19 protein-coding genes and 1 other RNA gene are annotated in these 20,129 nt (G+C 63.7%); 12 read left to right on the forward strand and 8 right to left on the reverse strand.

What is annotated here, in order from left to right; genetic code table 11:
• Positions 1-11: 11 nt before the first annotated feature.
• The 4 genes from ACF8GF_RS11160 to ACF8GF_RS11175 all read right to left on the reverse strand — a co-directional run bounded on the left by ACF8GF_RS11160 (position 12) and on the right by ACF8GF_RS11175 (position 1,441).
• On the reverse strand, positions 12-620 hold the full coding sequence (locus ACF8GF_RS11160) for a 5-formyltetrahydrofolate cyclo-ligase (RefSeq protein WP_176682825.1): 609 nt from the start codon (positions 618-620) through the stop codon (positions 12-14).
• A gap of 124 nt (positions 621-744) precedes the next feature.
• A non-coding RNA gene (ssrS, locus tag ACF8GF_RS11165) (6S RNA) lies at positions 745-924 on the reverse strand.
• Positions 925-941: 17 nt separating this feature from the next.
• Positions 942-1,262, reverse strand: a complete 321-nt coding sequence (locus ACF8GF_RS11170) for a cell division protein ZapA (protein WP_003253687.1) — start codon at positions 1,260-1,262, stop codon at positions 942-944.
• A complete protein-coding gene (locus ACF8GF_RS11175; RefSeq protein WP_029886233.1) occupies positions 1,259-1,441 on the reverse strand; it encodes a TIGR02449 family protein in 183 nt (60 codons plus the stop codon). Before ACF8GF_RS11175 ends, ACF8GF_RS11170 begins: the two co-directional genes overlap by 4 nt.
• A 181-nt stretch (positions 1,442-1,622) precedes the next feature.
• On the opposite strand from ACF8GF_RS11175, the gene ACF8GF_RS11180 reads away from it, so the two are divergent.
• From ACF8GF_RS11180 to gcvP, 10 genes are all read left to right on the forward strand, one after another.
• Positions 1,623-2,177, forward strand: coding sequence for a YecA family protein (locus ACF8GF_RS11180; protein WP_176682824.1), 555 nt, complete (start codon positions 1,623-1,625; stop codon positions 2,175-2,177).
• 21 nt (positions 2,178-2,198) lie between these two features.
• Complete coding sequence (pepP, locus tag ACF8GF_RS11185; RefSeq protein ID WP_003253692.1) at positions 2,199-3,533, forward strand: Xaa-Pro aminopeptidase; 1,335 nt, start codon at positions 2,199-2,201, stop codon at positions 3,531-3,533.
• Positions 3,530-4,729 (forward strand): 2-octaprenyl-6-methoxyphenyl hydroxylase, encoded by a 1,200-nt coding sequence (ubiH, locus tag ACF8GF_RS11190; protein ID WP_209969241.1) that lies wholly within the window; start codon positions 3,530-3,532, stop codon positions 4,727-4,729. Before pepP ends, ubiH begins: the two co-directional genes overlap by 4 nt.
• On the forward strand, positions 4,726-5,208 hold the full coding sequence (locus ACF8GF_RS11195) for a DUF4442 domain-containing protein (RefSeq protein ID WP_176682822.1): 483 nt from the start codon (positions 4,726-4,728) through the stop codon (positions 5,206-5,208). The genes ubiH and ACF8GF_RS11195 overlap by 4 nt, the downstream gene beginning before the upstream one ends.
• A gap of 9 nt (positions 5,209-5,217) precedes the next feature.
• Positions 5,218-6,435, forward strand: a complete 1,218-nt coding sequence (locus ACF8GF_RS11200; RefSeq protein WP_176683046.1) for a 2-octaprenyl-3-methyl-6-methoxy-1,4-benzoquinol hydroxylase — start codon at positions 5,218-5,220, stop codon at positions 6,433-6,435.
• Positions 6,436-6,603: 168 nt separating this feature from the next.
• Positions 6,604-7,605 (forward strand): extracellular solute-binding protein, encoded by a 1,002-nt coding sequence (locus tag ACF8GF_RS11205; protein ID WP_012054051.1) that lies wholly within the window; start codon positions 6,604-6,606, stop codon positions 7,603-7,605.
• A 152-nt stretch (positions 7,606-7,757) separates the two neighbouring features.
• Positions 7,758-9,380 carry an ABC transporter permease gene (locus tag ACF8GF_RS11210; protein ID WP_392487775.1) on the forward strand — a complete coding sequence of 541 codons (1,623 nt, stop codon included), beginning with the start codon at positions 7,758-7,760 and terminating at the stop codon, positions 9,378-9,380.
• 127 nt (positions 9,381-9,507) lie between these two features.
• Positions 9,508-10,590: a glycine cleavage system aminomethyltransferase GcvT gene (gcvT, locus tag ACF8GF_RS11215; RefSeq protein ID WP_252460452.1), complete on the forward strand. Its 1,083-nt coding sequence runs from the start codon at positions 9,508-9,510 to the stop codon at positions 10,588-10,590.
• Between the two features lie 51 nt (positions 10,591-10,641).
• Positions 10,642-11,025 (forward strand): glycine cleavage system protein GcvH, encoded by a 384-nt coding sequence (gene gcvH, locus ACF8GF_RS11220; protein ID WP_176682820.1) that lies wholly within the window; start codon positions 10,642-10,644, stop codon positions 11,023-11,025.
• 194 nt (positions 11,026-11,219) lie between these two features.
• Entirely contained in the window at positions 11,220-14,093 is a 2,874-nt protein-coding gene (gcvP, locus tag ACF8GF_RS11225) for an aminomethyl-transferring glycine dehydrogenase (RefSeq protein WP_392487774.1), read from the forward strand.
• Positions 14,094-14,158: 65 nt separating this feature from the next.
• Here the strand turns inward: gcvP and ACF8GF_RS11230 are convergent, their stop codons facing one another.
• From ACF8GF_RS11230 to ACF8GF_RS11240, 3 genes are all read right to left on the reverse strand, one after another.
• A complete protein-coding gene (locus tag ACF8GF_RS11230; RefSeq protein WP_176682818.1) occupies positions 14,159-14,473 on the reverse strand; it encodes a DUF2388 domain-containing protein in 315 nt (104 codons plus the stop codon).
• An 88-nt stretch (positions 14,474-14,561) separates the two neighbouring features.
• A complete protein-coding gene (locus ACF8GF_RS11235) occupies positions 14,562-16,184 on the reverse strand; it encodes a GspE/PulE family protein (RefSeq protein WP_392487773.1) in 1,623 nt (540 codons plus the stop codon).
• A gap of 185 nt (positions 16,185-16,369) precedes the next feature.
• Positions 16,370-16,675 carry a hypothetical protein gene (locus ACF8GF_RS11240; RefSeq protein WP_209969256.1) on the reverse strand — a complete coding sequence of 102 codons (306 nt, stop codon included), beginning with the start codon at positions 16,673-16,675 and terminating at the stop codon, positions 16,370-16,372.
• A gap of 126 nt (positions 16,676-16,801) precedes the next feature.
• Here ACF8GF_RS11240 and ACF8GF_RS11245 point away from each other — a divergent pair, with 126 nt between their 5' ends.
• Positions 16,802-17,272: an Lrp/AsnC family transcriptional regulator gene (locus ACF8GF_RS11245; RefSeq protein WP_003253717.1), complete on the forward strand. Its 471-nt coding sequence runs from the start codon at positions 16,802-16,804 to the stop codon at positions 17,270-17,272.
• Between the two features lie 132 nt (positions 17,273-17,404).
• Here the strand turns inward: ACF8GF_RS11245 and ACF8GF_RS11250 are convergent, their stop codons facing one another.
• Positions 17,405-18,772 (reverse strand): inorganic triphosphatase, encoded by a 1,368-nt coding sequence (locus tag ACF8GF_RS11250; protein WP_176682815.1) that lies wholly within the window; start codon positions 18,770-18,772, stop codon positions 17,405-17,407.
• 116 nt (positions 18,773-18,888) lie between these two features.
• On the opposite strand from ACF8GF_RS11250, the gene argE reads away from it, so the two are divergent.
• Complete coding sequence (gene argE, locus ACF8GF_RS11255; RefSeq protein ID WP_021783547.1) at positions 18,889-20,031, forward strand: acetylornithine deacetylase; 1,143 nt, start codon at positions 18,889-18,891, stop codon at positions 20,029-20,031.
• Positions 20,032-20,129: the final 98 nt, after the last annotated feature.

Here is a 20,129-nt window from a genome sequence, read left to right on the forward strand (position 1 = left end):
GCTGGCGCCGCTCAACGTGGCGCCAGGTACCAGCCACGGTCAGAGACCGTACCCTGCAGCGGTACGTCCCAACTGGCCTGCGCCAGCCGCTCGACCTTCTGGCATTCATGCGCCAGCCCCAGCAGCAACGGTTTTTTCCAGGTTTGCCGACGCGCCTGGTAGGCCAGGCTGCGATCATAGAAGCCACCGCCCATTCCCAGGCGTCCGCCCACTTCGTCAAAACCGACCAGCGGTAGCAGAATCAGATCCAGCGCCCAGATTGGCCGTTGGCGTTTGCGATCGATTATCGGCTCTGGAATACGAAAGCGATTGGGCTTGAGTTTCTCACCCTGCTCAAAAAGCTGGAACACCATGCGCGTGCGCGGCCAGGCGTGCAGCACCGGCAGGTAGGTGCGCTTGCCGCGACGCTGGGCTTCGCGCATCAGCAGGCGAGGGTCGATTTCACCGTCGTTGGGCAGGTACAGGGCGATGTGGCGGGCGCGGCGGAACAAGGGGTGTTGCGCCAGTTGGCGGTACAGGCCGAGGGTGGCCTGGCGTTGCTGCGCAGGGGTAAGGGCGCGGCGGGCATTGCGAAGCAGGCGACGTAGCTGGGGGCGGGTGAGCGGCACGGTTTCGGTCATGGCACAGGCGGTCCCAGATGTGCTGCCTTATACGAAAAGTGCCTGCGCGGTGACTATTCGTACAAAGCTTGAATAAAGTCGGCCAAAACGAATTGCCCGCCGGGGAGGGCGGGCAAGAAAATTCAGGCTCCCCGATAAGACCGCTATCGGTGTAGCCCTTGAACCCGAAAGTTCAAGGTGGAGATTGCAGGGGGCGTTAAGGCTTTCCGTCGGGCGGACATGCACACCGGCCCCAGCGTGCAACCCCCGTGGTTGTGCGTATCGGCTCAGGGACATAACCGACTGGCGCATCCCCCAGGGAGTGGCGCCAGTATACCAATCTCAGCCGATTTTGGTATCCGTGTCGTCGGACAAAGCCTTATCTACCCGATCCAGCAGGTCGCGCACCTGTTCGCGGTTTGTGCCGCTGACCGGTGCATCGTTGCGATCTTCCTGGCGGTGCAGCATTTCGTGGGTAATGTTCAATGCTGCCATGACCGCGATGCGGTCGGCACCGATCACCTTGCCGCTGCTGCGGATCTCGCGCATCTTGCCGTCCAGGTAGCGCGCAGCGCTGACCAGGTTGTTGCGCTCTTCCGGCGGGCAGATGATCGAGTATTCCTTGTCGAGGATCTGCACGGTGACGCTATTGCTTGAACTCATGAGTCTTGCTCCAGAGCCTTGAGGCGTAAAATCATCGACTCGACTTTGCGCTTGGCGATCTCGTTCTTTTCGATGAGGTGGGCGCGCTCTTCGCGCCAGGACTTTTCCTGAGCTACTAGGAGTGCATTTTGCCGTTTTAGTTGCTCGACGCGTTCGATCAGCAACTCGAATCGGCTCATCAGTGCCTGCAGGTCGTTCTCTTGCGTGGGTTGCACTCGATTCGCTCCGTCGTTGAGTCACCTGGCGATGATGCCTCCCCCTGGGCGGCAACGGCCAGTGCAGATGGTCTTGGCGCGCCTGCCGGTGCTAGGATACAAGGTCTTCATTCTAGACATTGCGCCGTCTGGCGCCTAGCTGCCCATGCCCAATACTCAATCGCCCTACAACGCCTTCGCCATGCTGCTCTCGAGCAATGGTCATCCCGTCACCCCGGCCGAACTGCACGGCCTGCTGATTGGCCGCAGCTGCGCCGGCGCCGGCTTCGATGCCGATGCCTGGTTGGCCGATGCCGCCCAACTGCTGGAAACCGAGCCTGGTGACAGTGTCCGCAATGCCTTGATCGGCTTGCAGGAAATGGTCAAGGGCGAGCTGACCAGCGACGACATGGCGATCGTCCTGCTGCTGCCTACCGATGATGCTGCACTGAGCGACCGCGCCACCGCGCTGGGCCAGTGGTGCCAAGGCTTCGTGACCGGTTTCGGCCTGAACGCTGGCGGTAAGGACTTGTCCGACGAGGCCAAGGAAGTGCTGCAGGACCTGGTGGCCATTTCGCAGGTCCAGGAAGCGCTCGAAGAATCCGAGGACGGCGAGAGCGACTACATGGAAGTCATGGAATACCTGCGCGTGGCGCCCCTGCTGCTGTTCTCCGAACTGGCCAAGCCGGCCGCACCCGCGCCCAAGCCGTCGCTGCACTGATCAACCAGGGGTAGTCTGCCCATGAGCCACATTCCCAAGGCCGAATATGCCCGTCGGCGCAAGGCGCTGATGGCGCAGATGGTCCCCAACAGCATCGCTATTCTGCCCGCCGCCGCGGTTGCCATCCGCAACCGCGACGTCGAACACGTGTACCGCCAGGACAGCGACTTCCAGTACCTCAGCGGCTTCCCGGAGCCCGAGGCGGTGATTGCTTTGATTCCAGGGCGCGAGCATGGCGAGTACGTGCTGTTCTGCCGTGAACGCAACCCTGAGCGCGAGCTGTGGGACGGCCTGCGGGCCGGCCAGGAAGGGGCGGTGCGTGATTTCGGCGCCGACGATGCCTTCCCCATCACGGATATCGACGAGATCCTGCCTGGCCTGATCGAAGGCCGCGAGCGGGTCTACAGCGCCATGGGCAGCAACCCGGAGTTCGATCGCCGGCTGATGGACTGGATCAACGTGATCCGCTCCAAGGCACGCCTGGGCGCCCAGCCACCAAACGAGTTCGTTGCGCTGGATCATCTGCTGCACGATATGCGCCTGTATAAATCGGCGGCGGAAGTGAAGGTGATGCGTGCTGCCGCAGACATTTCTGCGCGAGCCCACGTGCGGGCCATGCAGGCCTGCCGCGCCGGGCTGCACGAGTACAGCCTGGAAGCCGAGCTGGACTACGAATTCCGCAAGGGCGGGGCGAAGATGCCGGCCTACGGCTCGATCGTTGCGGCCGGGCGCAACGGCTGCATCCTGCACTACCAACAGAACGATGCGCCGCTCAAGGACGGCGACCTGGTGCTGATCGACGCCGGCTGCGAAATCGACTGCTATGCCAGCGACATCACCCGCACCTTCCCGGTCAGTGGGCGGTTTTCGCCCGAGCAGAAGGCCATCTACGAGCTGGTGCTCAAGGCGCAGGCGGCGGCGTTTGCCGAAATAGCCCCCGGCAAGCACTGGAACCACGCCCATGAGGCGACCGTGCGGGTCATCACTGCGGGCCTGGTGGAGCTGGGCTTGCTTGAAGGGGATGTGCAGGCGCTGATCGACAGCGAAGCGTATCGCGCCTTCTACATGCACCGCGCCGGGCATTGGCTGGGCATGGATGTGCACGACGTGGGCGAGTACAAGGTGGGCGGCGAGTGGCGGGTGCTGGAACCCGGCATGGCGCTGACCGTGGAGCCGGGTATCTACATTGGCGCCGACAATCAGGCCGTGGCCAAAAAGTGGCGCGGCATTGGGGTAAGGATCGAGGACGACGTGGTAGTGACCAGGCAAGGTTGTGAAATCCTGACTTCGGGTGTGCCGCGTACGGTCGCCGAGATCGAGGCGCTGATGCAGGCTGCCCGCAAGGCCGTGGCATGAGCCGGGTAAACCTGGCGATCATCGGCGGTGGCCTGGTTGGCGCAAGCCTGGCTTTGGCCCTGCAGGCCGGCGCCAAGGCGCGCGGCTGGAAGATCCTGCTGATCGAGCCGTTCGCCCCCGGCGACAACTACCAACCCAGCTACGATGCGCGCTCGTCGGCGTTGTCATTCGGCACCCAGCAGATTTATCAGCAACTGGGCCTGTGGCAGGCCATCGGCCGCCGCGCCGAGCCTATTCGCCAGATTCACGTGTCCGACCGTGGTCGCTTTGGCGCCACCCGCCTGGATGCCCTGGAAGAGGGCGTACCGGCGCTGGGTTACGTGGTGGAAAACGCCTGGCTCGGCCAGTGCCTGTGGCAAGGGCTGGACAGCGAGGTGGTGAGCTGGCGCTGCCCGGCGGAAGTGACCTCGATGCAGGCCATCGAACGCGGCTACCGGCTGGGGCTGAACGACGACACTCAGCTGGAATGTGACCTGGCGGTGCTGGCCGATGGTGGTCGCTCTGGCCTGCGCGAGCAGTTGGGAATCCATGTGCGGCACACGCCTTACCAGCAGAGCGCGTTGATCGCCAACATTACCCCGGGTGAGGCCCACGGCGGCCAGGCTTTCGAGCGCTTCACCGAGGAGGGCCCCATGGCCTTGCTGCCGTTGCCGGAAAACCGCTGCGCATTGGTGTGGACCCGCCAGGGCATGGATGCGCGGCGCCTGGCCGACATCGACGAGCGCAGTTTCCTGCGCGAACTGCAGGGTGTGTTCGGCTACCGCCTGGGCGCGCTGCGCCAGGTGGGTGTACGGCACCTCTACCCGCTGTCCTTGATCGAGGCCCAGGAGCAGGTGCGGCCGCACCTGGTGGTGCTGGGCAACGCAGCACACAGCCTGCACCCCATCGCGGGCCAGGGTTTCAATCTGTCGCTGCGTGACGTGCAGGCCCTGGCCGAAGCACTGCTGGCGGGTCCACAGCAGCCTGGCGACCTGACCACGTTGCAGGCCTATCACCAGCGCCAGCGCCTGGACCAGGCGATGACCATCGGCTTCTCCGACCAGGTCACCCGTCTGTTCGGCAGCAATCAGCCGTTGCTGACGGCCGGGCGCAACCTTGGCCTGCTCGGGCTCGACCTGTTGCCACCGGCAAAAAGCTGGTTCGCCCGCCAGGCCATGGGCCTGGGCACCCGCCCTGATCCGCGGGGCCAGGCATGAGCAACCCGCGTAAACTGGCGCGCCGGGCGCGCATGCTTCGCTGGATGCTGAACCTCTACCCACCTTACCTGGGTGCCGGTATCCGTGTGCAGCACATCAGCCCGGACCTGCGTAGCGTCAAGGTGGCGATGAAGCTGACCCGCTGGAACCGCAATTACGTCGGTACCCAGTTCGGTGGCAGCCTGTATGCCATGGTCGACCCGTTCTACATGCTGCTGCTGATCGAGCAGTTGGGGCGTGACTACATCGTCTGGGACAAGGCCGCCAGCATCGATTTCATCTCGCCGGGCAAAGGCCCGGTGTATGCCGAACTCCACGTCGATGATGCGCTGCTGGACGAAATTCGCCAGCAGGCCGCCACCGGCAAGAAATGCCTGCCGCGTTTGCAGGTCGATATCCGCGATGGCGCCGGCGAGTTGGTGGCGCGGGTCGATAAAACCCTATACGTGCGGCTCAAGCCGCAAGCGAGGCAGGCGTAAGGCATGGAAATGCGCGCAGATCTGTTGATTGTCGGTGCCGGTATGGTCGGCAGCGCCCTGGCCTTGGCGTTGCGCCACAGTGGCCTGCAAATTTTGTTGCTCGATGGTGGCCCGCTGACGGTTGTACCCTTCGATGCCCAGGCCCCGTTCGAGCCGCGTGTCAGCGCGCTATCGGCGGCCAGCCAGCGCATCCTCGAGCGCCTTGGCGCCTGGGACGGCATTGCCCAGCGGCGCGCCACGCCGTACTCCGACATGCATGTGTGGGATGGCAGCGGCACCGGGCAGATTCACTTTTCGGCGGCCAGTGTGCATGCCCAGGTGCTCGGCCATATCGTCGAGAACCGGGTGGTGCAGGACGGCCTGCTGGAGCGCCTGCACGACAGCGACATCGGCCTGCTGGCCAATGCGCGGCTGGAGCAATTGCGTCGCTCCGGCGATGAGTGGCTGCTGACCCTGGCGGATGGCCGGCAACTGCGGGCACCGTTGGTGATCGCTGCCGACGGTGCCAATTCGGCGGTGCGGCGTCTGGCCGGCTGCGAAACCCGCGAGTGGGATTACCTGCACCATGCCATTGTCACCAGCGTGCGTTGCAGCGCCGGGCACCAGGCCACGGCCTGGCAGCGCTTCACTGACGAAGGTCCGCTGGCGTTCCTGCCGTTGACCCGCGATGGCCTGCAGGACTGGTGCTCGATCGTCTGGTCGACCACCCCGGAGCATGCCGAGCAGCTGATGGCGATGGATGAAGCGGCCTTCCTGCAGGCCCTGGAGCGGGCCTTCGAAGGGCGTCTGGGGGACGTGCTGCAGGCCGACCCACGGGTGTGCGTGCCGCTGCGCCAGCGTCACGCCAAGCGCTATGTGGATGAAGGCCTGGCCTTGATCGGTGATGCTGCACACACCATTCACCCGTTGGCCGGGCAGGGCGTGAACCTGGGCTTTCTCGATGCGGCGGTGCTGGCCGAGGTGTTGGTCAATGCCTGCGAGCGTGGCGAGAGGCTGGCCGATGTGAAGGTGCTGAGCCGTTACGAGCGGCGGCGCATGCCACACAACCTGGCGTTGATGGCGGCGATGGAGGGGTTCGAGAGGTTGTTCCAGGCCGATCCGCTGCCGTTGCGCTGGTTGCGCAACAGCGGGTTGAAGCTGGTGGAGCAGATGCCGGAGGCCAAGGCGCTGTTTGTGCGCCAAGCGTTGGGTTTGAGTGGTGACCTGCCGGATCTGGCCAAGGCTTGAGAGTGGCGGGGCCGCTTTGCGGCCCTTTCGCGACACCAGGCCGCTCCCACAGCGTGGCGCAATCACCTGTGGTAGTCCTTTGCAACATCCGGTAACGCCTAGGTAGGTGAGCCAGAAAATGGGATTCACTACCATTCGCACCTCTCATACGATCGAGGAGTGCTTAAAATGTTGCCACGCAAGCCCCTACTGGCCGCCTTGGCCCTGACCCTGTTCGGCGGCACTGCCCAGGCAGCGGACGAAGTGGTGGTGTACTCCTCGCGCATCGACGAGCTGATCAAGCCGGTGTTCGATGCCTATACCGCCAAGACCGGTGTCAAGATCAAGTTCATTACCGACAAGGAAGCCCCGCTGATGCAGCGCATCAAGGCCGAGGGCGACAACGGCGTGGCCGACCTGTTGCTGACCGTCGATGCAGGCAACCTGTGGCAGGCTGAGCAGATGGGCATCCTGCAGCCGATCGAGTCCGACGTCATCGACCAGAACATCCCGTCGCAGTACCGCGCCTCGTCGCACGACTGGACCGGCCTGAGCCTGCGCGCCCGCACCATCATCTACTCCACCGAGCGGGTCAAACCCGAAGAATTGAGCACCTACGAAGCCCTGGCTGACAAACAGTGGGAAGGCCGTCTGTGCCTGCGCACGGCAAAGAAGGTGTACAACCAGTCGCTGACCGCCACCCTGATTGAAACCCACGGTGAGGCCAAGACCGAGCAAATCGTCAAAGGTTGGGTCAACAATCTGTCCACCGATGTGTTCTCCGACGACAACGCGGTGATCCAGGCCATCGAGGCCGGGCAGTGTGATGTGGGCGTGGTCAACACCTACTATTACGGCCGTCTGCACAAGCAGAACCCGAACCTGCCGGTGAAGATCTTCTGGCCCAACCAGGGTGACCGTGGCGTTCACGTGAACCTCTCGGGTATCGGCCTGACCAAGCACGCGCCACACCCGGAAGCCGCGAAGAAACTGGTTGAATGGATGACCGGCGAAGAAGCTCAGAAGCTGTTTGCTGACATCAACCAGGAATTCCCGGCCAACCCGAAGGTGAAACCATCGGAGGAAGTGGCGGCGTGGGGCAGCTTCAAGGCCGACAGCATTCCGGTGGAAATTGCCGGCAAGCGCCAGGCTGAAGCCATTCGCCTGATGGATCGGGCTGGCTACAACTAAGCGCCAGGCTTTATCCTCTTTGGGCCCGTTAGGGCCCTTTCGCGGGTAAACCCGCTCCTACAGGATCTGCACTGCCTTGCGCGGTCCCCGTAGGAGCGGGTTTACCCGCGAACGACCGCGCAGCGGTCGCCATCGCACTCGAGATTTCAGCCTTGCCCCACACCCCCCAACGCCGCTGGTACCTCCCGGTCTCCCTGATCGCCGCCTTGGTGCTGCTGCCCCTGAGCGTGCTGCTGCTGTCCTGGCAATCCATCGACCTGCAGATCTGGTCCCACCTGCTCGACACCCAGATGGGCCGCCTGCTCGGCAATACCCTGACCCTGGTGGTGGGTGTGGGCATTGGTGTCACCGTACTGGGCGTCAGCCTGGCCTGGCTCACCAGCCTCTGCGACTTCCCTGGTCGACGCTGGCTGGACTGGGCGCTGATGTTACCGTTCGCCATCCCGGCCTACGTGCTGGCGTTTGTCTTCGTCGGCCTGCTGGACTTTGCCGGCCCGGTGCAAAGCGCCCTGCGCGAGGTGTTCGGGCCAATGCGCCTGCCCCGGGTGCGTTCCACCGGAGGGGTAATCACCGTTCTGGTGCTGGTGTTCTACCCCTATGTCTACTTGTTGGCACGCACGGCCTTCCTGGCTCAGGGCAAGGGGCTGATGGAGGCGGCGCGGGTACTTGGGTTGTCACCCCTGCAGGCGTTCTGGCGGGTGGCCCTGCCCATGGCGCGGCCGGCGATCGGTGCCGGTATCGCCCTGGCGCTGATGGAAACCCTGGCCGACTTCGGTGCAGTGGCCGTATTCAACTTCGACACCTTCACCACGGCCATCTACAAGACCTGGTACGGCTTCTTCAGCTTGTCCAGTGCGGCCCAGTTGGCCAGCTTGCTGTTGCTGGCGGTGATGCTGGTGCTGTACGGCGAGCGCCGCGCCCGTGGTGCCAGCCGCAGCGGCAACGAACGACCACGCGTGCAGGCGCTTTATCAACTGCGTGGACTCAAGGCGCTGCTGGCCAGTGGCTGGTGCCTGCTGGTGTTCGCCTGCGCTTTCGTCATCCCGTTGCTGCAGTTGCTGGCGTGGTTCTGGCAGCGCGGCCGGCATGACCTGGATGAGCGTTATATCGGCCTGGTGCTGCACACCCTTTACCTGGGCAGCATGGCGGCGCTGGTCACGGTATGTGTGGCGCTGCTGCTGGCCTTTGCCCGGCGCCAGGCACCGACGGGCGGTATCCGCGCCGGGGTTGGTCTGGCCAATCTGGGGTATGCCCTGCCCGGTTCGGTGTTGGCGGTGTCGATCATGCTGGCCTTCAGTTACCTCGACAACCACCTGGTCATTCCGCTGTCCAGCTGGCTGGGCGGCGCCGGCAAGCCGCTGCTGCTAGGCAGCCTCTCGGCGTTGCTGTTGGCCTACCTGGTGCGCTTCATCGCGGTGGCCTACGGGCCGCTGGAGAGCAGCCTGGAACGCATCCGCCCCTCACTCCCCGAAGCCTCGCGCAGCCTGGGTGTCGGCGGCGCAAGATTGTTTTTCAAGGTATATCTGCCGCTGCTGGTACCCGGTGCCCTTAGTGCCGCGCTGCTGGTGTTCGTCGACGTGCTCAAGGAAATGCCCGCCACCTTGCTGATGCGGCCGTTCGGCTGGGACACCCTCGCTGTGCGGGTGTTCGAGATGACCAGCGAGGGCGAATGGGCGCGAGCCTCGCTGCCGGCACTGACCTTGGTAATGGTGGGGCTGCTGCCGGTCATCGGACTGATTCGCCGTTCGGCCCGCCGACCCGGTCACAGTCACTGAGGATGTCAGCTTGCGACCTTGCGGCTACAATGCGCGGCATTCGCGCGGCGGGTGTGAGTAACAAGAACAGCTGACGACCCAACGTCATCGACCGCCGCCGCTTCGCCACGCCCGGAAGGAGAAACCCATGGGACAGCGCACGCTTTTGTATGACCTGCACCTGGCGCTAGGCGCCAAGACGGTCGATTTCGGTGGCTGGGACATGCCCCTGCACTATGGCTCGCAGGTCGAGGAGCACCATCAGGTGCGCAGCGATTGCGGCGTCTTCGATGTTTCTCATATGACCGTGATCGATGTCGACGGCACTGATGCCACTGTTTGGCTGCAGCGTCTGCTGGCCAACGACGTGGCCCGCCTCGACGACACCGGCAAGGCGCTGTATAGCCCGCTGCTGAACGAACAGGGCGGGGTGATCGATGATCTGATTGTCTACCGCACTGAAACCGGCTATCGCCTGGTCACCAATGCCGCCACCCGTGCCAAGGTGCTCGATTGGCTGCAATTGCAACGTGCCGGTTTTTCCGTGGACTTCCAGGTCCGCCCTGATCTGGCCATCCTTGCCATCCAGGGGCCGCGTGCCCGCGAAAAGGTCGCGGCCTTGCTCAGCCCCGCGCGCGCTGCACTCATCCGCGAACTGCGCCCGTTCGAGGGCGTTGCCGACGGCGACTGGTTCATTGCCCGCACCGGCTATACCGGTGAGGACGGCCTGGAGATCATCTTCCCGGGCGATCAGGCGGTGGCCTTCTTCAACGACCTGGTCGGTGCCGGTATCGCCCCAAGCGGCCTGGGCGCCCGCGATACCCTGCGCCTGGAAGCCGGCATGAATCTGTACGGCCAGGACATCGACGAAAACCACACCCCGCTCACCTCCAACCTGGGCTGGAGCATCGCCTGGGAACCGGCCGAGCGCGACTTCATCGGCCGTGCCGGCCTGCTTGCGGAAATCGAGCACGGCGTGCAGGAAAAACTGGTGGGTCTGGTGCTGGAAGAGCGCGGTGTACTGCGCGCCCATCAGGTAGTACGTGTAGCCGGTATTGGCGAAGGGGAGATCACCAGTGGTAGTTTCTCGCCTACGCTGAGCAAGTCCATTGCGTTGGCGCGCGTGCCTATGGCTACCGGTGATCGGGCCGAGGTAGAAATTCGCGGCAAGTGGTACCCGGTGCGGGTGGTCAAACCGACCTTCGTGCGCCACGGCAAGATCCTGATCTGAACAATTTATAACCGGCGGGCGTACCGCTGAGCCAATCGAGGAATTCAAGACATGAGCAATATCCCCGCCGACCTGCGTTTTGCCGAAAGCCATGAGTGGGCTCGCCTGGAAGCCGACGGCAGTGTGACCGTGGGAATCAGCGATCACGCCCAGCAAGCCTTGGGTGATGTGGTGTTCGTCGAGCTGGCTGAAGTCGGCAAAGTGTTTGGCGCTGGCGACGCTGCGGGTGTGGTGGAGTCGGTCAAGGCCGCTTCGGACATCTACGCCCCGGTCGGTGGCGAAGTGATTGCGGTCAACGAAGAGCTGGCTGAGAGCCCGGAACTGCTCAACGAAGAGCCTTACGATTCGTGGATCTTCAAATTGAAGCCAAGCAACCCGGCCGAGCTGGACAAGTTGCTGGATGCTGCTGGCTACAAGGCCCTGATTGGCGAGTAAGACCGCGTCGCCTGCTTCGCGGCTAAAGCCTCCTACACGGGTACAGCACTGCATTCGAGGCGGGTGCAGCCCCTGTAGGAGCGGCTTTAGCCGCGAAGAGGCCGGGCCTGCAGACAAGTTTCCCCGCACAATCGGCAATCCCTTCCTAGACTTGTAAGTCTCCATGAGACCTGGTCCAGGAAGAGAGCGTCGTCATGTCCCAGTCGCCAAGCCTGCATCAACTGCAAGAGTTCAACCCATTTCTGCGCCGTCACCTGGGCCCCGATGCCACAGAGCAGCAGGCCATGCTCAACGCGCTGGGTATCGCCAGCCGCAACGAGCTGATCGAGCAGACCGTTCCGCCCGACATCCGCCTCAATCGCCCCCTCGACCTCCCAGCGGCACTGGACGAGCAAGCCGCCCTGGCCAAGCTCGCCGGTTACGCCGAACAGAATCAGGTCTGGACCAGCCTCATCGGTATGGGCTACCACGGCACCATCACCCCCACGGTCATCCTGCGCAACGTGCTGGAAAACCCCGGCTGGTACACCGCCTACACGCCATACCAACCCGAAATTGCCCAAGGCCGGCTGGAGGCGCTGCTGAACTTCCAGCAAATGGTCATTGACCTCACTGGCCTGGCTCTGGCCAATGCCTCGCTGCTCGATGAAGCCACTGCTGCCGCCGAGGCCATGGCCTTGGCCAAGCGGGTGGCACGCAACACGAGCAACACCTTCTTTGCCGACGAGCACTGTCATCCGCAGACCCTATCGGTACTCAAGACCCGCGCCGAGGGCTTCGGCTTCGAGCTGATCGTCGACTCTGTGGATAATCTTGCCAAGCACTCCGTGTTCGGCGCTTTGCTGCAGTACCCCGACACCCACGGTGAAGTGCGCGACTTGCGCCCGTTGATCGACCAGGTGCACAGCCAGCAGGCCCTGGCCTGCGTAGCCGCTGACCTGCTAAGCCTGGTGGTGCTGGCGCCGCCCGGAGAGCTGGGCGCCGATGTGGTGCTGGGCTCGACCCAGCGCTTTGGTGTGCCGATGGGCTATGGCGGGCCTCACGCGGCCTATTTCGCCTGTCGCGACGACTACAAGCGGGCTATGCCGGGGCGCATCATCGGCGTATCGCGCGATGCCCGTGGCAACACCGCATTACGGATGGCCCTGCAGACCCGCGAGCAGCATATTCGCCGCGAAAAGGCCAATTCCAACATCTGCACGGCCCAGGTGCTGCTGGCCAACATTGCTGGCTTCTACGCGGTGTACCACGGCCCGGAAGGCCTGCAGCGCATCGCTCAGCGTGTGCACCGGCTGACCTTCATCCTGGCTGCCGGCCTCGAGGCCAAGGGCATCAAACGCCTCAATCAGCACTTCTTCGATACCCTTACCCTGGATGTTGGCGGTGCCCAGGCGGCCATCATTGAAAGCGCCGAGGCCGCGCACATCAATTTGCGCATTCTCGGTCGCGGGCACTTGGGGGTGAGCCTGGACGAAACCTGCAACGAGCAGACGGTGCTGCGCCTGCTCGACATCTTCCTGGGGGTGGATCACGGCCTGGAAATCACCGCCCTCGACCAGTTGGCCCTGCCTGAAGGCATCCCCGCCAGCCTGGTGCGACGCACGCCATTCCTCGCCCACCCCGTGTTCAACCTGCATCACAGCGAAACAGAGATGCTGCGCTACCTCAAGCAACTGGAGAACAAGGACCTGGCGCTGAACCAGTCGATGATCCCGTTGGGCTCGTGCACCATGAAACTCAACGCCACCAGTGAGATGATCCCCATTACCTGGCCCGGCTTCGCCCAGTTGCATCCGTTCGCCCCTGCTGCCCAGGCGGCAGGCTACAAGGCGATGATCGACGAACTGGAAAACTGGCTGTGCGCGATCACCGGCTTCGATGCGATCTGCATGCAGCCCAACTCCGGTGCTCAGGGTGAATACGCCGGCCTGATGGCCATCACGCGCTATCACCGCAGCCGCCATCAGCCGATGCGTACGTTGTGCCTGATCCCGTCGTCGGCCCACGGCACCAACCCGGCGTCGGCACAGATGGCTGGCATGGAAGTGGTGATTGTCGACTGCGACAACGATGGCAACGTCGACCTGGCAGACTTGAAAGCCAAGGCACACGCGGCCGGGGAGCGTCTGTCGTGCCTGATGATCACCTACCCCTCGACCCATGGTGTGTACGAAGAGGGGATACGCGAAATCTGCGCTGTGGTGCACCAGCACGGTGGCCAGGTTTACATGGACGGTGCCAACCTCAATGCCCAGGTGGGCCTGGCGCGCCCCGCAGACATTGGGGCCGATGTTTCACACATGAACCTGCACAAGACGTTCTGCATTCCCCACGGTGGCGGCGGCCCGGGTATGGGGCCGATCGGTATCCGCGCGCACCTCAAGCCGTTCGTCGCCAGCCACCCGGTAGTGCCGGTGCCTGGATTGGACCCGAACAATAGCGCGGTCAGCGCCGCGCCTTGGGGCAGTGCAAGCATCTTGCCGATAAGCTGGATGTACATCGCCATGATGGGCCCGCAGCTGGCCGACGCCAGCGAGGTGGCTATCCTCTCGGCCAACTATCTCGCCAGCCAGTTGGGCGCGGCGTTCCCGGTGCTCTACCGTGGGCGTAATCAGCGCGTGGCGCATGAATGCATCCTCGACCTACGGCCGTTGAAGGCACTGACAGGCATCAGCGAAGAGGACGTGGCCAAGCGCCTGATGGACTATGGCTTCCACGCACCGACCATGTCCTTCCCTGTGCCGGGCACGTTGATGGTGGAGCCGACCGAGAGTGAATCGAAGGCCGAGCTGGACCGGTTTGTCGAGGCGATGCTGGCGATTCGGGCGGAAATTGACGAAGTACAGCAGGGCAACTGGCCAGCGGAGAACAACCCGCTGAAGCATGCACCGCATACCTTGGCTGATGTGCTGGGGGTGTGGGACAAGCCGTATAGCCTGGAGCAGGCGGTGGCCCCCAGTGCTCACGTGCGCCAGCACAAGTACTGGCCGGCGGTGAACCGGGTAGACAACGTATATGGGGACAGGAACCTGTTCTGTGCGTGTGTGCCGGTGGAGGCTTATCGCTGAGGTTGGTGTTGGATGCTTCGCGGGTACCTGTAGGAGCGGGTTTACCCGCGAAGCAGGCGACGCAGTTACTCGGCTACCGCATTCTTGGCCAGGATGGCATTGGCCAGCTCCATGTCGGAAGCCTGCATCCCTGGGTTCTCTGCCCGTGCCTCGCGCATGGCCGCTTCCAGGAACGGCCCGCGGATCGCGCCTTCGCTGGCGACGAAACTGCTGGCGTCATCCTGCGCGGCCACTACCCGCTTGTGATCCCGCGAGGTCAGGTAGCTTGACGCCGTGGTAGCGCCGGAAGTCATCACGTTACGCCAGAAGGTATCGGCCATGGCCGAGCCAAGAGGCAGCGAAAGCAAGGTAGCCGCGGCAATGGCGGTTTTGAGACGCATTTTGAAACACCTCGAAGGGTGATGATTGAAGATGCGCGCTTGGATCTTTACAGGCAAGGCAAGTTCCTTGAATACAAAGGACTTTTCGTCAGTTGCAGACGCGCAGCACTTCCTCGGTACGGGTCTGCCCAGCGGCCACTTTGGCCTCGCCGCAACGGCGCAGGTCAACCAGGCCATCGGCCAGCGCCTGGCGCCGCAAACGGGTCAGGTCGGCATCAGGGCCGATCAATGCGCGCAAGGTGTCGCTGGGCTCGAGCAGTTCGAATAATCCCGTGCGCCCCTGAAAGCCGGTGCCGCGGCAGGCTCGGCAGGTAGCTGATGAGCCTGCCTGGCAGTCGGTGCAGACGGTTCGCACCAGGCGCTGGGCCATCACCCCGATAAGCGTCGCCTTGATCAGGTAGTCGGCCACACCCAGCTCTTGCAAGCGGGTGATGGCTGCACAGGCGTCGTTGGTATGCAGGGTCGACAGCACCAGGTGCCCGGTCAGCGCTGCCTGCACTGCCACCAGGGCGGTTTCGCGGTCGCGGATTTCGCCGATCATGATGATGTCGGGGTCTTGGCGCAGCATGGCCCTGACCGCGTTGGCGAACCCCAGGTCCAGCGCTGGCTGCACCTGCAGCTGGTTGAAGGCTGGTTCCAGGCGCTCGATCGGGTCTTCGATGGTGCACAGGTTGACCTGAGGTGTGGCCAGCAGTTTGAGGCTGGTGTACAGCGTGCTGGTCTTGCCAGAGCCGGTGGGGCCGGTGACCAGGATGATGCCTTGGCGCTGACGTAGCAGGCGCTGCCATTGGGCCAGTTGCTGGCCTTGCAGGCCAAGGCGTTCGAAGCCCTCTTGCAACTGGTGCGGGTCGAACAGGCGCAGCACCAGTTTCTCGCCAAACGGGGTGGGCAGGGTCGAAAGCCGCAGCTCCACTTCGCCACCGCCCGGTAGGCGGCTTTGTAGCCGGCCGTCCTGCGGCCGGCGCTTCTCTGCAACGTCCATGCGGCCCAGATGTTTCAGGCGGCTGACGAGGGCCAGGGTGACCCCGGCGGGGAAGGCATAGACGGTGTGCAGCAGGCCATCGATGCGGTAGCGCAGCTGGCCCTGTTCGCGGCGCGGTTCCAGGTGAATATCGCTGGCGCGTTGCTCGATGGCGTACTGCAACAGCCAGTCGACGATATGAACGATGTGCGCGTCGTCTGCGCTGGCCTCGGCCTGGCGTTTGCCCAGCTCGAGCAATTGCTCAAGTTCCCCCAGGCTGGCCGACTGCTGGTATTGCGCGCCTTTTACCGACTGGGCCAGGCGGTGGAACGACTGCGCTGACTGACGGATCTGCTGCGGGCTGGCCAGTACGCGACGGATCTCCCGGCCGAGGCTGCGGGCCAGGTCGGCCTGCCAGTCATCCTGGAAAGGCTGGGCGCTGGCGACGGTGACGCTGGAGGCATCGGCGGCGACGATGAGGATGCCGTGGCGCTGGGCGAAGGCTGGGGAGATCAGGCCGGTGACCTGGGGCAGGTCGAGTTGCATGGGGTCGATGCGCAGGTAGGGCTGGCCGGGGTGCTGGCGGCTTTCCAGGCTGCAGGCGGCGATGTGCTCCAGTGGGTGGCTGGCAGGGTGGGCAGCGGCGTGTTCGAGTACTTGCAGGGTATCGCTGACGTGCAGGTGCTGGTCAGCGAGCAGGGCCTGGAGCACGCGCTTGAGGTCGAGTGCAGGGTTGTCGGGGGTGTGCATGGTTGGCGTCCGTGCCTGATCGGGTAGTGCTGATCAAGGCTAGCCGGGCGGCGGGAGGCTATCGGAGGTGAAAGGTTTCGGAATTTTGCTGCGCCTGTATCGGACGCTTCGCGGGTGGACCCTTTCCTAAAGGGATCGCACGGGCCTTTAGTGCTATGCGGTACAGGCCCGGCAGAGAGGGTGGTTCAGACCACTGCCAACGCCACTCGCTGCAAGTTGGTCAGGCTCACCTCACCCACACACACCAGGTTACGCAGCTTCTGTGCTATGACCTCGGCCCGGTGCCAGCTCAACCCGCCAATGCCGATTTCGATATCCAGCCAGTCATCCTGCTGCCTGACCTGCACGCTATGCGGGGTCAGGAACTGCAAGGCGAACAGGTTGAGCACCCGGCACAGGCTATCGGGCTCGGCCTCGGCCTGCAGGCGATAGTGCACGGTGCTGTGGGCGTTGGTGGCGGCCCAGGCGTCGGTACGGGGCTGTGCGTTCATGCTGGTCTCCGCAAATGAGGGAGAAATTCTTGCACGTTGCTGGCGGCATTTTTTCGCTATGATTGCGCTGTTTCACCTTAATGGTGAATTCAATTATTCAATAAAAGCCGTTTTGGAGAATGAATAATGCACAGCGAGCTGGACGCCTACGACCGTCGCATCCTCGAACTGCTGCAGGAGGACGCTTCGCTGTCCAGCGCACAGATCGCCGAGCGCGTCGGGCTGTCGCAATCGCCGTGCTGGCGGCGCATTCAGCGCTTGAAGGAAGAGGGGGTGATTCGTGGGCAGGTGACCTTGCTGGACCGCAAGAAGGTCGGCCTGAACACGCAGATTTTCGCCGAAGTGAAACTGAACGCCCATGGGCGCTCCAACTTCACCGAGTTCACCGAGGCGATCCGCGGGTTCCCAGAGGTGCTGGAGTGTTATGTGCTGATGGGGGCTGTGGACTTTCTGCTGCGTATCGTCACGTCGGACATCGAGGCCTACGAGCGGTTCTTCTTCGAAAAACTGTCGAACGTGCCGGGGATTCAGGAGGTGAACTCGATTGTGGCGCTTTCCGAGATCAAGTCCACCACTAGCCTGCCGCTATCGCGTTGAGGCCATTCGCGGGTAAACCCGCTCCTACACCGGTGAGGTCATTCGCGGGTAAACCCGTGCCTACACACGGCCTCACGCCTGGCGCGAACCCTTTGTAGGAGCGGGTTTACCCGCGAAGCAGGCGACGCGGTATCACGCCTTGAGCAGGTGCTTCCAGCCGCGGCTCTGGTCCACCGCCCGAGCCTGTTCGATACGCGCTTCCAGCACTTCATCGCTGATGGGCTGCTCGGCCAGTTCGTGCAGCTTTTTCAGGTCGCCGTACAGGCGGTCCATCTGCGGCGCTTCCAGCACCTGGCGGGCGTGGTGCAGCCAGGCCAGAAGCTGCTCGATACGTGGCAGCTGCTCGGCCAGGTCTTCCGGGCGCTGGGTGTACAGCGGCAGCTTCAACGCGCGGCCTTCCTCGCCCAGCAAGTGCCCCAGCCAGCTGGCCAGTTGTGCCTTGCCTTGGCGTTCGCCGCGGCCCTTGCGCTCTGTGGTCCAGGTGCGGGCCATCAGCCAGCGTGAGGTTTCCAGCGAGAACTGGCCCCAGCGTACGTCTTCCAGTTCTTCGGCAAACTGCTCAGGCGCGGCGCGACGGATGTCTTCGTCATCGTTGCCGGCCTGCACCAGCGGGCGCCAGTCTTCAAGCAAGGCATCAAGGCTGGCGCGCAGGTCGCGGGTGGTTGCGCGCGGTGCTGCCTGGCCCAGGCTGGCGGTGAGCGCGCGCAGCTCGCTCAGGCACTCGACCCAGTCCTGGAGCAGGCGCCAGTGGCCGTTGTGGCGGTACTGCTCGGCCAGGCGCTGGCTGCTGCCCAGCAGTTGCCAGGCGAGGGCGGCATAGGCGTCGTCCAGGGCCATTTCGGCTTCCAGCGCGGTGTGTGGCAGGGCCAGCTCGTAGCTGTCCGGTTCCAGCAGGCGGTAACCACGCTCGGCCTTGCTGATGTCGCACGGCATCAGTGGCAGACTGGCGGCCAGTTCTGCAGCCAGTTCCAGCAGTGCTTGCGGTTCACCTTCGCGCAATTCCAGCTCCAGCTCGCAGATCTCTTCCTTGCGCTTGCCGGCGATCACGAAGCCTTGGTCCAGCGCAGCCTCGATCACCACCTTGCTCTTGCCACGGCCCCAGGCGATTTCAGCGTATTCACGGCTGAAGTCGGTGGTGAACAGCGGCTTGATGGTTTTCTTGTCCAGGTTGGCCAGTTGCTCGGGCCAGCAGGTGGCGTCCAGCTTCTTCAGGTCGAGCTTGACCTTGTCCAGGTTCCATTCGTACTCGTTGCGCTCGGACAGGCCGGCCACGCTCTGGCCGCGGCACTTGAGGGTTTGAATGACAGCGTCGCCATCGCGGCGCAGGCGCAGGGCGACACGGGCGGCGGACAGCTCACGCTCGGGGGTGTCGAAGTACTGGTTGAGCAGTTCACGGGTCTGCCAGCCGGACTTGTTGCGCTTTTTCAGCAGAGGGTGCTCGCGCAGGGCGGCAAGGGTCTCGCGGCTGGCGCGGAGCTTCAGTTCGGTTTCTTTGTGCATCACAGACTCGAAAGAGGGGGCGTGGTTGGCAGAGAGTCTACAGCAGTCAGCCCTCAACGGTTTATTCCAGACAGCGGATAGTCCTATGATGGGCAACGTTTCCGAGGAGTACGCGCATGCCGTTGCCGACGCTGAAAGACCAGTTTGCCGCCTTGATCGCCGCGCCTTCGGTCAGCTGTACCCAACCTGCGCTGGACCAGTCCAACCGCCAGGTTATCGACCTGCTGGCCGGTTGGCTGGGCGACCTGGGTTTCAAGTGCGATATCCAGCAGGTCAGCCCCGGCAAATTCAACCTGCTGGCCAGCCGTGGCACCGGCCCGGGAGGGCTGGTGCTGGCCGGGCACAGCGATACCGTGCCCTATGACGAACAGTTGTGGGCCAGCGATCCGTTGAAGCTTACCGAGACCGATGGCCGCTGGGTCGGTCTGGGCAGTTGCGACATGAAGGGCTTCTTCGCCCTGGTCATCGAAGCGGTCATCCCGCTGCTGGAGCACGACTTCAAGGAGCCGCTGCTGATCCTTGCCACCTGCGACGAAGAAAGCTCCATGTCCGGCGCCCGTGCCCTGGCCGAGGCCGGCCAGCCACTGGGCCGTGCAGCGATCATCGGTGAGCCTACCGGGCTGCGGCCGATCCGCATGCACAAGGGCATCCTCATGGACCGCATCGACATCCTCGGTCGCAGCGGCCATTCGTCGGACCCAAGCCTGGGCCGCAGCGCCATGGAGGCCATGCATGCGGTCATGGGCGAGCTGATGGGCCTGCGCCAGCAGTGGCAACAAACCTATAGCAACCCCCAATTCACCGTGCCGACCCCGACCATGAACTTCGGCTGCATCCACGGCGGCGACAACCCCAACCGTATCTGCGGCCAGTGCGCCCTGGAGTTCGACCTGCGGCCGCTGCCGGGCATGGATGTGGAGCAACTGCGCGCGGCCATTCGCGAAAAACTGCTGCCGGTTGCAGAGCGCCATGAGGTGCGCATCGACTATGCGCCGCTGTTCCCGGAGGTGCCGCCGTTCGAGCAGGCTGCCGATGTCGAACTGGTTCAGGTCGCGGAGCGCCTGACCGGTCATCGCGCTGAAGCGGTGGCGTTCGGCACCGAAGCACCTTATCTTCAGCAACTGGGCTGCCAGACCATTGTGCTGGGCCCTGGCGACATTGCCTGCGCCCACCAGCCTGGCGAATACCTTGAAATGTCACGAATCGAGCCTACCGTGCGTCTATTGCGTGACCTGATCCGGCACTATTGCCTGCACTAAACGTCAATCGAACTGATTCGTTCCTGCCTAGAGGAGACCGCGCGTGACCGCAAGCCTGTTCCGACGATGATCCTGAACGCCCCCTGCATCGCCGTTCT

Source organism: Pseudomonas sp. yb_5, assembly GCF_043103865.1.
Lineage (GTDB): Bacteria > Pseudomonadota > Gammaproteobacteria > Pseudomonadales > Pseudomonadaceae > Aquipseudomonas > Aquipseudomonas putida_Y.

What these genes read in the sequence shown, in the direction of transcription:
- ACF8GF_RS11160 (WP_176682825.1), bottom strand. Translation starts at nt 620, where the DNA reads ATGACCGAAACCGTGCCGCTCACCCGCCCCCAGCTACGTCGCCTGCTT.
- ACF8GF_RS11170 (WP_003253687.1), bottom strand. Translation starts at nt 1,262, where the DNA reads ATGAGTTCAAGCAATAGCGTCACCGTGCAGATCCTCGACAAGGAATAC.
- ACF8GF_RS11175 (WP_029886233.1), bottom strand. Translation starts at nt 1,441, where the DNA reads ATGAGCCGATTCGAGTTGCTGATCGAACGCGTCGAGCAACTAAAACGG.
- ACF8GF_RS11180 (WP_176682824.1), top strand. Translation starts at nt 1,623, where the DNA reads ATGCCCAATACTCAATCGCCCTACAACGCCTTCGCCATGCTGCTCTCG.
- pepP (WP_003253692.1), top strand. Translation starts at nt 2,199, where the DNA reads ATGAGCCACATTCCCAAGGCCGAATATGCCCGTCGGCGCAAGGCGCTG.
- ubiH (WP_209969241.1), top strand. Translation starts at nt 3,530, where the DNA reads ATGAGCCGGGTAAACCTGGCGATCATCGGCGGTGGCCTGGTTGGCGCA.
- ACF8GF_RS11195 (WP_176682822.1), top strand. Translation starts at nt 4,726, where the DNA reads ATGAGCAACCCGCGTAAACTGGCGCGCCGGGCGCGCATGCTTCGCTGG.
- ACF8GF_RS11200 (WP_176683046.1), top strand. Translation starts at nt 5,218, where the DNA reads ATGCGCGCAGATCTGTTGATTGTCGGTGCCGGTATGGTCGGCAGCGCC.
- ACF8GF_RS11205 (WP_012054051.1), top strand. Translation starts at nt 6,604, where the DNA reads ATGTTGCCACGCAAGCCCCTACTGGCCGCCTTGGCCCTGACCCTGTTC.
- gcvT (WP_252460452.1), top strand. Translation starts at nt 9,508, where the DNA reads ATGGGACAGCGCACGCTTTTGTATGACCTGCACCTGGCGCTAGGCGCC.
- gcvH (WP_176682820.1), top strand. Translation starts at nt 10,642, where the DNA reads ATGAGCAATATCCCCGCCGACCTGCGTTTTGCCGAAAGCCATGAGTGG.
- gcvP (WP_392487774.1), top strand. Translation starts at nt 11,220, where the DNA reads ATGTCCCAGTCGCCAAGCCTGCATCAACTGCAAGAGTTCAACCCATTT.
- ACF8GF_RS11230 (WP_176682818.1), bottom strand. Translation starts at nt 14,473, where the DNA reads ATGCGTCTCAAAACCGCCATTGCCGCGGCTACCTTGCTTTCGCTGCCT.
- ACF8GF_RS11235 (WP_392487773.1), bottom strand. Translation starts at nt 16,184, where the DNA reads ATGCACACCCCCGACAACCCTGCACTCGACCTCAAGCGCGTGCTCCAG.
- ACF8GF_RS11240 (WP_209969256.1), bottom strand. Translation starts at nt 16,675, where the DNA reads ATGAACGCACAGCCCCGTACCGACGCCTGGGCCGCCACCAACGCCCAC.
- ACF8GF_RS11245 (WP_003253717.1), top strand. Translation starts at nt 16,802, where the DNA reads ATGCACAGCGAGCTGGACGCCTACGACCGTCGCATCCTCGAACTGCTG.
- ACF8GF_RS11250 (WP_176682815.1), bottom strand. Translation starts at nt 18,772, where the DNA reads ATGCACAAAGAAACCGAACTGAAGCTCCGCGCCAGCCGCGAGACCCTT.
- argE (WP_021783547.1), top strand. Translation starts at nt 18,889, where the DNA reads ATGCCGTTGCCGACGCTGAAAGACCAGTTTGCCGCCTTGATCGCCGCG.